General features: G+C 61.8%; 11 protein-coding genes. 1 reads left to right on the forward strand and 10 read right to left on the reverse strand.

The annotated features are described in order from the left end of the window. Window positions 1-8 precede the first annotated feature (8 nt). The 9 genes from AB4N41_RS10750 to argS form a co-directional block, all read right to left on the reverse strand. A complete protein-coding gene (locus AB4N41_RS10750) occupies window positions 9-629 on the reverse strand; it encodes a TetR/AcrR family transcriptional regulator (protein WP_024011259.1) in 621 nt (206 codons plus the stop codon). A gap of 30 nt (window positions 630-659) precedes the next feature. Next, a complete protein-coding gene (gene phaC / locus AB4N41_RS10755; protein ID WP_095181035.1) occupies window positions 660-2,342 on the reverse strand; it encodes a class II poly(R)-hydroxyalkanoic acid synthase in 1,683 nt (560 codons plus the stop codon). 140 nt (window positions 2,343-2,482) lie between these two features. Then, a complete protein-coding gene (gene phaZ / locus AB4N41_RS10760) occupies window positions 2,483-3,337 on the reverse strand; it encodes a poly(3-hydroxyalkanoate) depolymerase (RefSeq protein WP_252877283.1) in 855 nt (284 codons plus the stop codon). Between the two features lie 215 nt (window positions 3,338-3,552). Then, on the reverse strand, window positions 3,553-5,232 hold the full coding sequence (gene phaC / locus AB4N41_RS10765; RefSeq protein ID WP_041477559.1) for a class II poly(R)-hydroxyalkanoic acid synthase: 1,680 nt from the start codon (window positions 5,230-5,232) through the stop codon (window positions 3,553-3,555). Between the two features lie 257 nt (window positions 5,233-5,489). Continuing rightward, window positions 5,490-5,867, reverse strand: a complete 378-nt coding sequence (locus AB4N41_RS10770; RefSeq protein ID WP_217864588.1) for a gamma-butyrobetaine hydroxylase family protein — start codon at window positions 5,865-5,867, stop codon at window positions 5,490-5,492. Between the two features lie 153 nt (window positions 5,868-6,020). Next, window positions 6,021-7,358, reverse strand: coding sequence for an ATP-dependent protease ATPase subunit HslU (hslU, locus tag AB4N41_RS10775; RefSeq protein WP_016772060.1), 1,338 nt, complete (start codon window positions 7,356-7,358; stop codon window positions 6,021-6,023). 55 nt (window positions 7,359-7,413) lie between these two features. Beyond that, window positions 7,414-7,944, reverse strand: coding sequence for an ATP-dependent protease subunit HslV (gene hslV, locus AB4N41_RS10780; RefSeq protein WP_007968352.1), 531 nt, complete (start codon window positions 7,942-7,944; stop codon window positions 7,414-7,416). A 290-nt stretch (window positions 7,945-8,234) separates the two neighbouring features. Continuing rightward, window positions 8,235-8,945, reverse strand: a complete 711-nt coding sequence (locus tag AB4N41_RS10785; protein WP_041477562.1) for an SPOR domain-containing protein — start codon at window positions 8,943-8,945, stop codon at window positions 8,235-8,237. A 1-nt stretch (window position 8,946) separates the two neighbouring features. Further along, on the reverse strand, window positions 8,947-10,683 hold the full coding sequence (gene argS, locus AB4N41_RS10790; protein WP_095181033.1) for an arginine--tRNA ligase: 1,737 nt from the start codon (window positions 10,681-10,683) through the stop codon (window positions 8,947-8,949). Here argS and AB4N41_RS10795 point away from each other — a divergent pair. After that, complete coding sequence (locus tag AB4N41_RS10795; RefSeq protein ID WP_256674698.1) at window positions 10,682-10,804, forward strand: hypothetical protein; 123 nt, start codon at window positions 10,682-10,684, stop codon at window positions 10,802-10,804. The genes argS and AB4N41_RS10795 overlap by 2 nt on opposite strands. Before the next feature lie 90 nt (window positions 10,805-10,894). On the opposite strand, the gene AB4N41_RS10800 is transcribed toward AB4N41_RS10795, so the two are convergent. Next, complete coding sequence (locus AB4N41_RS10800; RefSeq protein ID WP_150638032.1) at window positions 10,895-13,114, reverse strand: primosomal protein N'; 2,220 nt, start codon at window positions 13,112-13,114, stop codon at window positions 10,895-10,897. Window positions 13,115-13,202 lie beyond the last annotated feature (88 nt).

The raw sequence follows: 13,202 nt of genomic DNA on the forward strand, positions 1-13,202 counted from the left end.
TTTTCGGGTCAGTCGTGATCCTCAAGGTATTGCAGGGCCATTCGCTCTGTCGCCACCTTCACTGGCGGCAGCAAATGCGGCGCCACCAGCATCATGATCTGATAAACCACCAACCGAACCTCTCCCTCACGATCAAGAATCCGCTGGTAATCCAGCGAGAACAGCAACGTCATGGTCACCTGCTCCACCAGTTGCCCCAATGCCTGGGTATCGCTGACCAGTTGCCCCGAAGCCTTCAATCGCGCCAGCAACGACGCCAGCGTCCGCTTCAGCGCATTGAGCAGATTGCGAATCCCCTTGGCCAGTTTCGGCAAGCGCCCGGCGAGGTTCGACAGGTCCTGGAACAGGAACCGGTATTGCGCCAGGCGCTCGACGATCAAATGCAGAAACAGCCAGTAATCCTCCGGCGCCAGTTCAACGTCCGGCGGCGGGTCGAGCAGGGGCGCGAGCTCGTGCTGGAAGCGTTCGAACAGGCCGAGAATCAGCGGTTCCTTACCGTGGAAGTGGTAGTAGAGATTGCCCGGGCTGATCCCCATTTCGTTCGCCACCTCCATGGTGGAAACGTTCGGTTCACCCTTTTCGTTGAACAGTTGCAGCGCACATTCGAGGATCCGGTCGCGGGTTTTCATCCAGTCTTCTTAGAAAATTTCGGTTGAGCGTCAGCGCACATGCACATAGGTGCCAGGTGCTGCTTCCATCGGTGGATAGTTCGGATTGCCGAGGGTGGTGCGAGTCTCATTCAGGGCGCCGGAGCGCTGGGCGACCCATTCCAGCCACTGCGGCCACCAGCTGCCGTCGACGTGTTTGGCATCGTAGTACCAGGCACGCGGGTCGCTGCTCAGTTTGGCGTTCTCGACGTAGGCAGCTTTCGGGTTGCTCGGCGGGTTGAGGATGCTCTGCACGTGGCCGCTGTTGGACAGCACGAAACGTCGTTCGCCACCGAGCAGCAGGGTCGAGCGATACACCGCGTCCCACGGCGTGATGTGGTCGTTCATGCCGGCGACGCTGAAGCTGTCGACATTGACCTTCTGCAGATCGATCGGCGTACCGCACACCTCGAGACCGCCAGCGTGGATCAGCGGGTTGTGCTTGAAGAAGTCCAGCAGATCGCCGTGCAGCGCCGCCGGCAGGCGCGTGTTGTCGTTGTTCCAGTAGAGGATGTCGAAGGCTGGCGGCTCCTTGCCCAGCAGGTAGTTGTTGACGAAATAGCTCCAGATCAAATCGTTGGGGCGCATCCAGGCGAAGACCTTGGCCATGTCGCGACCGTCGAGCACGCCTCGCTGGTACGAGCGACGTTTGGCCGCTTCCAGTGTTTGCTCGTCGGCGAACAGCGTGGCCGGGGTTTCGATCTGGCTGTCGAGCAGACTGACCAGGTAAGTCGCGCTGGCGACCCGGCGCAGTTGCCGTTTGGCCTGCAAATGCCCTTGCAGGGCGGCAATGGTCAGGCCGCCGGCGCAGGCGCCCATCAGGTTCACTTCACGCGCGCCGGTAATCGCCCGGCAGATGTTCATCGCTTCTTCGACCGCTTCGACGTAACTCGACAGGCCCCACTCGCGATGGCGCACATCAGGGTTGCGCCAGCTGATCATGAAGGTCTGCAGGCTGTTTTTCAGGGCGTACTGGACGAAGCTGTTCTGCGGGCTCAGATCGAAGATGTAGTACTTGTTGATTTGCGGCGGCACCACCAGCAAGGGCTTGGCGTACTGCTTTTCGCTCATCGATTTGTACTGGATCAACTCGAACATTTCATTGCGAAACACCACAGCCCCAGTGGTGGTCGCTACGGTTTTGCCGACCTCGAACGCCTGCTTGGTCACTTGCCGTGGCAGGCCGTCGTTGTGCAACAGATCATCGAACAGATGGCTCAGGCCACGCACCAGACTCTGCCCGCCGGAATTGAACAGCTCCTTGACCGCCAGCGGATTGAGTAGGGTGTTGGAGGGCGCTACGGCGTCATTGAGCAGAGTGAAAGCGAAGTGCGCACGGGCACGATCTTCAGGGCTCATGTCGCCTTCATCGATCCAGCTCTTGACCTGTTTCTGCCAGGCCAGATACGCCTGCAGGCTGCGCCGGTAGAACGGGTTGAGGCTCCACGCCGGATCGGCGAAGCGGCTGTCTTGCGGATTGGTCGGGTGCAGGGTTTCGCCGAGCAGCACGCGCCCCAACTGCCCGCCAAGCTTCAGCGCGTGCCTGGCGCTGTGCAACGGATTGCGCAAGCCGTGGGCGGCGACGCTGCGCAGTGTCGACAGCAGATCCCTGCCACGCAGACCGGCGATCGCACTCTGGGCGTTGATAAACACGGCGGGGCTGGGCACCACGCCCGTCGCTGGTTTTTCGCGCATGACTCAACACTCCTTCGTCTTCAGGGCAAAAACACACTCACCGAACCAGAACACCATAGACGCTGTAACCGGTTGCTGCCTGCGCGGCGTCCTGCCGCGCGCTTGATTTGGAAAGTGCTGCATAAAGCAGGCCGCCGCGATCAGCTGCCCAGCGGGGTCGGATGCGGGTGCATGACTGCGCGCAGACGCTCCTCTTCGAGAAACTTCATGATGATCGGCGCCACCGCTTCGGCGCGGGTAATCAGGAACAGATGGCCGTCATCGATGATGTGCAACTGGGCGTTGGGAATGCGCCAGGCGAGCATGCGCATGTTGATCAGCGGAATCAGCGGATCGTCATCGCCGGCCAGCACCAGCGTCGGCTGATGGATCTTGTGCAGCCAGTGGATGCTGGTCCAGCCGAGGCCGGCGAACAGTTGCCAGTAGTAACCGAGCTTGCCCGCCGAGCGCACTTTCGCCGCATGGCTGGCAGCCAGCGTCGGGTCGCGACGGAACGAGCCGCCGTAGATCATCGGCGCGATGCGGATCACATGGGATGGCTGAATGTAGCGGCGCGGGCTGGCCATCATCCACAGCACTTTCGGTTTGCCCGGCACCATCACCGCACCGGCCGCAGTGGCCGCCAGTACCAGTTTCTTGCAGCGCTCGGGATAGTCGTAGGCAAACTGCTGCGCCAGAGCTCCGCCCCACGACACGCCGATCACATTGACCTTACCGTAGTCAAGATAGTCGAGCATCCGCGCCGTCAGTTTGGCCAGGCCGGGGAAGCGATACGGCCGGTTCGGCGTCGACGAGCCGCCGACCCCGGGCACGTCGAAGGCGATCACTTCCAGATCCGGGTCGAGCGCAGCGACAAACGGGAACACCAGCTCCAGGTTGGCGCCGATGCCGTTGAAAATCAGCAGAGGCGTCAAATGAGGCTTGCCGGGACGCACCGCCGTGCGAAGGGTCTGGCCATCCAGATCGACGGTGCGGAATATGAACGGTTGCGGCATGCTTCAGGCCCTGTAGATTTCAAGTAGACCCGTATTCCTGTAGGAGCGGACCTTGTGGTGAGGGGATTTATCCCCGTTCGGCTGCGAAGCAGTCGTGAATCGAGTAGCCGCGGTGCGTCTGACAAATCACGGTTTCAGGATTCGGGGTCGCTTCGCAACCCAACGGGGATAAATCCCCTCGCCACAAGGCCCTCTCCCACAATGGGTGGTGTCAGTTACCGCTCGTGAACGTAAGTGCCCGGCGAAGCCTCGCCTGCCGGGTACGCTTTGTTGCCCAGTTTCGTCGGGGCCTTTTTCAGGTTGCCCGAGCGCTCGGCCAGCCATGCCTGCCAGTACAGCCACCAGGAATCGGTGTGCTTGGTCGAGTTTTCCTGCCAGTCATCGGCAGTCGCCGCCATCTCTTCGCTGGTCATGTAACGCGATTTCGGATTGCCCGGCGGGTTGAGAATGCTCTGGATATGGCCGCTGCTCGACAGCACGAATTCAACTTTGCCGCCGAACAGCTGCGCCGACTTGTAGCAGGACTTCCACGGCGTGATGTGATCGTTGGTGCCGGCCAGCGAGAAGATGTCGGCGGTGACCTGCTTGAGGTCGATCGGCGTGCCGCACACTTCCAGTGCATTGGGGCGGATCAGTGGATTGTTTTTGAACATCTCGATCAGGTCGCCGTGGAACGCAGCGGGCAGGCGGGTGGTGTCGTTGTTCCAGAACAGAATGTCGAACACTGGCGGCTCATTGCCGAGCAGGTAGTTGTTGACCCAGTAGTTCCAGATCAGATCGTTGGGGCGCATCCAGGCGAAGACCTTGGCCATGTCTTTGCCTTCGAGCACGCCGGCCTGGTAGGAGTGGCGCTTGGCGGTCTCCAGAGTCTGCTCATCGACGAACAGGGCGACGTCGCTGTCCAGGGTGGTGTCGAGCACGCTGACCAGCAGGGTGAGGGCGTTGACCTTGTTCTCGCCGAGCGCAGCGTAGTGGCCGAGCAGGGCGGTGCAGGTGATGCCGCCGGAGCAGGCGCCGAGCATGTTCACATCTTTGCTGCCGGTGATCGCCGTGACCACATCGACGGCTTCTTTCAGCGCTTCGATGTAGGTAGACAGGCCCCATTCGCGCTGGGCCTTGGTCGGGTTGCGCCAGCTGATGATGAAGGTCGGCACATTGTTGCGCAGGCAGAAGCGCGCCAGACTCTTGTCCGGGCTCAAGTCGAAGACGTAGAACTTGTTGATCTGCGGCGGCACTACCAGCAGTGGGCGTTCGTGGACCTGCTCGGTGATCGGCCGGTACTGGATCAGCTCCAGCACATCATTGCGGAACACCACCGCGCCTTCGGTGACGCCGAGGCTCTTGCCGACTTCGAACGCGCCCATGTTGACCTGGCTCGGCATGCCGCCGTTGTGCACCAGATCCTTGGCCAGATGCGAGAGGCCATCGAGCAGGCTTTTGCCGCCGGTTTCGAAGAAGCGTTTGACCGCCGCCGGGTTGGCCGCCGTGTTGGTCGGCGCCATGGCTTCGGTCATCAGGTTGATGACGAAATGCCCGCGAGCGATGTCCTTGGGGGACAGGCTGCTGTCATCGATCCAGGCATGCAGTTCCTTGCGCCAGGCCAGGTAGGTTTGCAGATAACGTTTGTACAGCGGGTTCTGGCTCCACGCCGGGTCGGCGAAACGGCGGTCGTCACCGGCCGGTTGCAGCGCGGATTTACCCAGCAGCACGTTCTTCAGCTCGAGGCCGAAATGGGTCACGTGCCTGACGCTGTGAATCGGTTGTCTGATGGCCTGTTTCAGCACCATTCGAGCAGAGGCCAGCAGATCCTTTCCGCGCAGCCCGACGACGGGGTTAAGCCCCAGAGTGTTTTCCGAGGCTTGGTACTTCAGGTCATCGTTATTCTTGTCACTCATCTACGACGCTCCATTGTCCTGAGACGAGTACCCGGTTTCACGCTGTCGCTTCCACAGCCAATGCCGGGTACTACTGCTCGGGTGACCGTTGATTCTGCATAGCTGCTTTACAGTCGTAGAGCACTGCAGGGAACTTGCCAGCTCCATTGGTTACCCGAGTTTAATTTTTTTCGCAAGCGGCCGATCCGGGGCCATATGCGCGGAGCATTCAAACAGATGAAGTTAGAAAATGCCCTCTAAAGAGCGAGAGCCACGGCCTAGAGCATCAGCTTGACGAACGACTCGTTCGGATCGCGGGATTTTCCGGCAGCGCGCAGCTCGGCAAGATAATCGTCCCAGAGTTCGTTCTGGCGCTTGCCGAGTTCGTAGAGGTATTCCCAAGTGAACAGGCCGCTGTCGTGACCGTCGTCGAAGGTAAGTTTCAGTGCATAGTTGCCAGCCGGTTCCAGCTTGCTAAGACCCACGTTGAGCTTGCCGAATTGCAGGATCGGTTTGCCGTGGCCCTGGACCTCGGCGGAGGGAGAGTGCACGCGCAGAAACTCGGCGGGCAGAGTGTATTCCTCGCCGGACGCGTAAGTGAGCGTCAGGGTTTTCGAGGCTTTGTGCAGTTTGATGTCGGTGGGGATTCGATTCATGGGCTGGCGTCCGATGTGTGGGCGACCCTGATTCAAATGTGGGAGCGAGCCTGCTCGCGAAAGCGGCGGGTCAGACGGCATTGATACCGCCTGACACGACCTCTTCGCGAGCAGGCTCGCTCCCACAGGGTCCGCTACCGCTGTAAGTATGGCTTACAGGATATAACGGGACAGATCTTCGTTCTGCGCCAATTCGCCGAGGTGGCTGTTGACGTAGTCGGCGTCGATCAGAATCGCCTTGTCATCGTGGGCGCTGGCCAGGTCGCCGGCGCTGAACGACACCTCTTCGAGCAGGCGCTCAAGCAGGGTGTGCAGGCGACGGGCACCGATGTTCTCGGTTTTCTCGTTGACCTGCCAGGCGATCTCCGCCAGACGCTTGATGCCCTCGGGCTGGAACTGGATGTTCAGGCCTTCGGTTTTCAGCAGCGCGCAGTATTGCTCGGTGAGCGAGGCGTGCGGTTCGCTGAGGATGCGTTCGAAGTCTTCCGGGCTCAGGGCCTTGAGCTCGACGCGGATCGGCAGACGACCTTGCAGCTCCGGCACCAGATCGCTTGGCTTGCTCAAGTGGAACGCGCCGGAGGCGATGAACAGGATGTGGTCAGTCTTGACCATGCCCAGTTTGGTGTTGACGGTGCAGCCTTCGATCAGCGGCAGCAGGTCGCGCTGTACGCCTTCACGGGAGACATCGGCGCCGCCGACATTGCCGCGCTTGGCGACCTTGTCGATCTCGTCGATGAAGACGATACCGTGCTGCTCGACCGCTTCCAGCGCCTTGGCCTTCAGTTCTTCTTCGTTGACCAGACGCCCGGCTTCTTCATCACGCACCAGTTTCAGCGCTTCCTTGACCTTGAGCTTGCGCGACTTTTTCTTGCCCTTGCCCATGTTGGCAAACAGCGATTGCAGCTGGTTGGTCATCTCTTCCATGCCTGGCGGCGTGGCAATTTCGATGCCGGAGACTTCGGCGACTTCGATCTCGATTTCCTTGTCGTCCAACTGGCCTTCGCGCAGGCGCTTGCGGAACAGCTGACGGGTGTTGGAATCGGAGCTCGGCGCTTCTTCGTTGCTGAAACCCATGCGTGCCGGCGGCAGCAGCGCGTCGAGGATGCGGTCCTCGGCAGCGTCTTCGGCGCGGTGGCGTACGCGGGTCATTTCCTGTTCGCGGAGCATTTTGATCGCGGCATCGGCCAGATCACGGATGATCGACTCGACGTCACGGCCGACATAACCGACTTCGGTGAATTTGGTCGCTTCGACCTTGATGAACGGCGCATTGGCCAGTTTCGCCAGGCGACGGGCGATCTCGGTTTTACCGACACCGGTCGGGCCGATCATCAGGATGTTCTTCGGGGTCACCTCAACGCGCAGCTCTTCAGGCAGCTGCATGCGGCGCCAGCGGTTGCGCAGGGCAATCGCGACGGCGCGCTTGGCATCGTCCTGGCCGATGATATGGCGGTTGAGTTCGTGGACGATTTCGCGGGGAGTCATGGACATAATAATTGACGGTCCTCAAGCAGAAACAAGCCGTGGCACACGGGCCGCAACAGGCTTACTCAGCGAGATCCTGCTCCTCAATGGTCTGGGTGTGGTTGGTGAATACGCAGATGTCGCCAGCGATGCCGAGAGCGGTTTCGACGATCTCGCGCGCTGACAAGTCGGTCTTTTTCAGCAGGGCGCTGGCGGCGGCTTGCGCGTAGGCGCCGCCGGAACCCATGGCGATCAGGCCATCTTCGGGTTCGACCACGTCACCGTTGCCGGTGATGATCAGCGAGGCGTCCTTGTTGGCGACCGCGAGCATCGCTTCGAGGCGGCTCAGGGAGCGGTCGGTGCGCCATTCTTTGGCGAGTTCGACGGCGGCGCGGATCAGGTGACCCTGATGTTTTTCGAGCTGGCCTTCGAAACGTTCGAACAGGGTGAAGGCGTCGGCGGTGGCACCGGCGAAACCGGCGATGACCTGGCCGTGGTACAGGCGACGGACTTTTTTGGCGTTGCCTTTCATCACGGTGTTGCCGAGAGAAACCTGGCCGTCGCCGCCCATGACGACTTTGCCGTGGCGGCGGACTGAAACGATGGTGGTCAAGGGAAGAGTCTCCACGCAGCGGGGCGAAAATGCCTTATGCCCATTCATATGGGGGTGCTGGAGGGGATTTCAACCGGCAGGGACGATGGGAGACGAATGGTGTGTGTGATGACTGTGGCGAGGGGATTTATCCCCGTTCGGCTGCGGAGCAGTCGCGAAACCATCATTTGCGGTATGCCTGCTGCACCGCAATGGCTGGTTTCAGGGCTGCTTCGCAGCCCCGCGGGGATAAATCCCCTCACCATAAAGTTTGAAGGTCACCTGCAAGTTGCAGCTGACCTCTGAGAGCCTTAGCGGCTCTGGCGTTGTTGTAACAACAGGTTGCTGAAGCCGGCACCGGCCAGTTGTTTCTGCGCCGTGGTCAGTTGTTCGCGGTTGCTGAACGGGCCGACCAAGACGCGATACCAGGTTTCATCCTTGACCGTGCCGGACTCCACCGCCACGGCTTGGCCGAGCAGAATGATCTGCGCACGCACCTTGTCAGCATCGGTTTCCTTGCGGAACGAACCGGCCTGGAGGAAGAACTTGGTCACTGGCGCGGCCTTGCTCACCGGTGGCGCTGGCGGCGGCGTGATCCCGGCCAATGCCGCTTGAGCCCGTGCGGTGTCGATCTTCGCCGCTTCGGCCGGGGTTACCGGCGTGGTCGGGACGGCCGGCACTTGCGGCGTCGGCAGGGTCTTCTCCGGTACCGCGTCCGGCGGCACGATCACTTCTGATTCCGGCAGCAAGGTGTAGAAGTCGTACTTCGGCTTCACCGGTTGCGTCGGGCTCGGCGGGGTCTTGTTGGCCTCGGCGATCTTTGACGCTTTCTGCTGCTGTTCGACCTTCTCGCGCTTGACCGTGTCGCTGCCCTTGCCCGGTTCCAGTTTCATCAGAAACACGATGAACGCGCCGACGGTCAGGCCGATGGCCATCCACAGCCAGCCCGGAATCGGTTGTTTCGCCGGGGCCTGATAGCGGCTGGCGCCGCGTTTGGGTGCAGGTTTTTTCTTGGCAGCCAACTTACATACGCTCCAGAGTTTCCAGACCCAACAGCTCCAGGCCTTGCTTGAGGGTGCGACCGGTCAGTGCGGCCAGACGCAGACGGCTCTGCATCTGTGCCGGGGTGTCGGCGGCGAGGATCGGGCAGTTCTCGTAAAAGCTGGAGAACAGGCCGGCGACGTCGTACAGGTAAGTGCAGAGAATGTGCGGCGTGCCTTTTTCAGCCACGTTGTTCAGCACTTCGCCGAACTGCGCCAGCTTCGCCGCCAGCTCCTGCTCGTGCGCCGCTTCGAGGACGATCTGGCCGTCGACTTCGCTGAAGTCCTTGCCCAGTTTGCGGAACACACCGGCCACACGGGTGTAGGCGTACAGCAGATACGGCGCGGTGTTGCCTTCGAAATTGAGCATCAGGTCGAAGTTGAAGCTGTAGTCGCTGGTGCGATGCTTGGACAGGTCGGCGTATTTCACCGCGCCGATGCCGACGACCTTGGCGATGTTGCGCAACTCGTCTTCGGCCAGGGTCGGGTTCTTCTCTTTCACCAGGTTGTAGGCACGTTCCTGGGCTTCGGTCAGCAGGTCGATCAGCTTCACGGTGCCGCCATCACGGGTCTTGAACGGACGCCCATCGGCGCCGTTCATGGTACCGAACCCCATGTGTTCCATTTCCATCGGATGGGTGACGAAACCGGCCTTGCGCGCCACCGCGAAGACCTGCTGAAAGTGCAGGGCCTGGCGCTGGTCGACGAAATACAACGCGCGATCAGCCTTGAGCTTGCCGCTGCGGTAGCGCACGGCCGCCAGGTCAGTGGTGGCGTACAGGTAACCGCCATCGGCCTTGACGATGATCACCGGCAGCGGGTCGCCATCGGCGTTCTTGAACTCGTCGAGGAACACGCACTGGGCGCCGTTGCTCTCGACCAGCATGCCCGCTGCTTTCAGGTCGTTGACCACGTTGATCAGGTCGTCGTTGTAGGCGCTTTCGCCCATCACGTCGGCCATGGTCAGTTTGACGTTGAGCAGTTCGTAGATCTTCTGGCAGTGCGACAGCGAGATGTCCTTGAACTTGGTCCACAGTGCCAGGCATTCGGCATCGCCAGCCTGCAACTTGACCACCAGGCCACGCGCGCGATCGGCGAATTCTTCGGACTCGTCGAAACGCTGCTTGGCCGCACGGTAGAAGTTTTCCAGATCGGACAATTCGTCGCTGGTGATCGGGTTTTCCTGCAGGTACGCCATCAACATGCCGAACTGGGTGCCCCAGTCGCCGACGTGGTTCTGGCGGATCACTTCGTCGCCGAGGAACTCAAGCACGCGGGCCACGCCGTCGCCGATGATGGTCGAGCGCAAGTGGCCGACGTGCATCTCCTTGGCCAGGTTCGGCGCCGACAGGTCGACCACGGTGCGTTGCGCCGGGCCGGCCTTGCGCACGCCGACATGGGCGTCGGCCAGTGCGGCGTCGAGGCGCGAGGCCAGTGCCTGGGTGTTCTGGAAGAAATTGATGAAGCCCGGGCCGGCGATTTCGGCCTTGGTGACGTTCTCGTCAGAGGGCAGGGCGGCGATGATTTTCTCCGCCAGATCCCGTGGCTTCATGCCGGCCGGCTTGGCCAGCATCATGGCGATGTTGCTGGCGAAGTCGCCGTGGGTCTTGTCGCGGGCGTTCTCCACCTGGATCGCCGGCGTCAGGCCTTCAGGCAACACACCTTCGTTGACGAGTTGGGTGAGGGCTTGCTGGATCAGCTGGCGAATGGTGTCTTTCATGGTCTTCTCTTTCGACCGCAAGCGCGGCGGGCGCATCGATGCGCGGGTGGAAAAACTGGGCATTATCCGTTGCGAAGACGGGCTTGCCAACCTTAGCAGGCAGCTTATGGATTTGTGGTGACAATTCGACCGTTATCGCTGGCAAGCCAGCTCCCACAAGAGCGGCGCAGTCCCTGTGGGAGCTGGCTTGCCAGCGATAGCAATCGATCAATCAGTACAAGTCGACGGGATCAACATCCAGCGACCAGCGCACTGCCCGCCCACTCGGCATCTGCTCCAGCACCAGCATCCAGCTCGCCAGCAAGCGGTGCAGCGGTGCCCGCGCGGTCGCCTGTAACAACAGCTGGGCGCGATAACGCCCGGCTCGGCGCTCCATCGGCGCCGGCACCGGCCCGAGCAACTCGATGCCGCTCAGATTCAATTCGGCCAGCAAGCGTTCGGCCGCGCTGCACGCTTCATCGAGAAAGCCTTCCGCCTGCCCCGGCTTGTGCGCTTCGGCGCGCAGCAGCGCCAGATGGGCAAACGGCGGCAACCCGGCCGCGCGGCGCTCGCTCAAGGCTTGTTCGGCGAAGGCGAAATAACCCTGCTCGGTCAGTTGCACCAATAAAGGATGGTCGGCCAAATGCGTCTGGATGATCACCCTGCCCGGCTCCTCAGCCCGGCCGGCGCGCCCGGCGACCTGGACGATCAACTGCGCCATGCGCTCGCTGGCGCGGAAGTCGCCGGAAAACAGGCCACCGTCGGCATCCAGAATCGATACCAGCGTCACCCGGGGGAAATGGTGCCCTTTGGCCAACATCTGCGTGCCGACCAGAATGCACGGCTGACCCTTTTGAATCGTCGCAAACAGCTGATTCATCGCGTCCTTGCGCGAGGTGCTGTCGCGATCGACGCGCAGTACCGGGTAATCCGGGAACAGAATCGCCAGGCGTTCTTCGGCGCGTTCGGTGCCGGCGCCGACGGGGCGCAGATCGACCTTGCTGCACTTCGGGCACTGGCGCGGCGTGCGCTCGACGTTGCCGCAGTGGTGGCAGCGCAACTCGCCGTAACGTTGATGCACGGTCATGCGCGCATCGCAGCGCGAGCACTCGGACATCCAGCCGCAATCGTGGCAGAGCAGGGTCGGGGCAAAGCCGCGACGGTTGAGGAACACCAGCACCTGCTGGCCGTTGGCGAGGGTCTGGCCGATGGCTTGCTGCATCGGCCCGGAAATACCGCTGTCGAGCGGACGGCTTTTCACGTCCAGCCGCAGGAAGCGCGGTTGCTTGGCGCCGCCGGCGCGCTCGTTCAGACGCAACAGGCCGTAGCGGCCGGTGTAAGCGTTGTGCAGACTTTCCAGCGACGGCGTGGCGGAGCCGAGCACGATCGGGATGTTTTCCTGCCGCGCGCGTACCAGCGCCAGATCGCGAGCGTGGTAGCGCAGACCTTCCTGCTGTTTATAGGAGCCGTCGTGTTCTTCATCGATGATGATCAGCCCGGGATTTTTCATCGGCGTGAACAGGGCCGAACGGGTGCCGATAATAATGTCGGCCTCGCCATCACGGGCGGCGAGCCAGGCTTCCAGGCGTTCGCGATCATTCACTGCCGAATGCAGCAGGGCGATGCGCGCATTGAAACGCTGTTCGAAACGCGCCAGGGTCTGCGGGCCGAGGTTGATTTCCGGGATCAGCACCAGTGCCTGTTTGCCGGCTTCGAGGGTTTCGCGGATCAGTTGCAGATAGACTTCGGTCTTGCCGCTGCCGGTGACGCCGGCCAGGAGAAACGCGTGATAACTGTCGAAACCGGCGCGAATCGCTTCATACGCCGCGCGTTGTTCGCTGTTGAGCGGCAGCTCCGGTTGCGCCAGCCAATGTTCATGGCGAGCGCCGGGGGCGTGGCGGCGGATTTCGACCTGCACCAGCCCCTTGGCCAGCAGCAGATCGAGGCTGTCCTTGCTCAGCATCAGTTTGCTCAACAACTGATGGGCGACGCCGTGGGGATGCTGGGCCAGCGTGGTCAGCGCCTCGCGCTGGCGTGGCGCACGGGCCACTCGCGGGTCATCGACGCTGGCGCCGGGGGCCACCGACCAGAAGCGTTCCTGGCGGGCTTCGGCCAGCTCGCCCTGACGCAGCAGCACTGGCAAGGCCCAGTTCAAGGTGTCGCCGAGGCTGTGCTGATAATACTGCGCCGTCCACAGGCACAGCTTGAACAGCGCCGGCGGCAGCGGTGAAGTCGAGTCGAGGAGGGCCAGTGCCGGTTTGAGTTTTTCTGCCGGCACCTCGCTGGTGTCGGTGACCTCGACCAGAATCCCGATCATCTCGCGCCGACCGAACGGCACCCGCAAGCGCATGCCCGGCTGCAATTGCTCACGCCGCACCCCGGCCGGCGCCCGGTAATCGAACAGGCGGCGCAGAGGCGAAGGCAGGGCAAGGCGCAGAATGGCGTCGGGCACGCGGGGGGATCTCGATACGCAAAATGATCGGATATGCATGACCTGTGGGAGCGAGCCTGCTCGCGAAGGCGGTGGGACAGGCAACACA

The sequence above is a fragment of the Pseudomonas sp. S2_A10 genome (genome assembly GCF_054668465.1).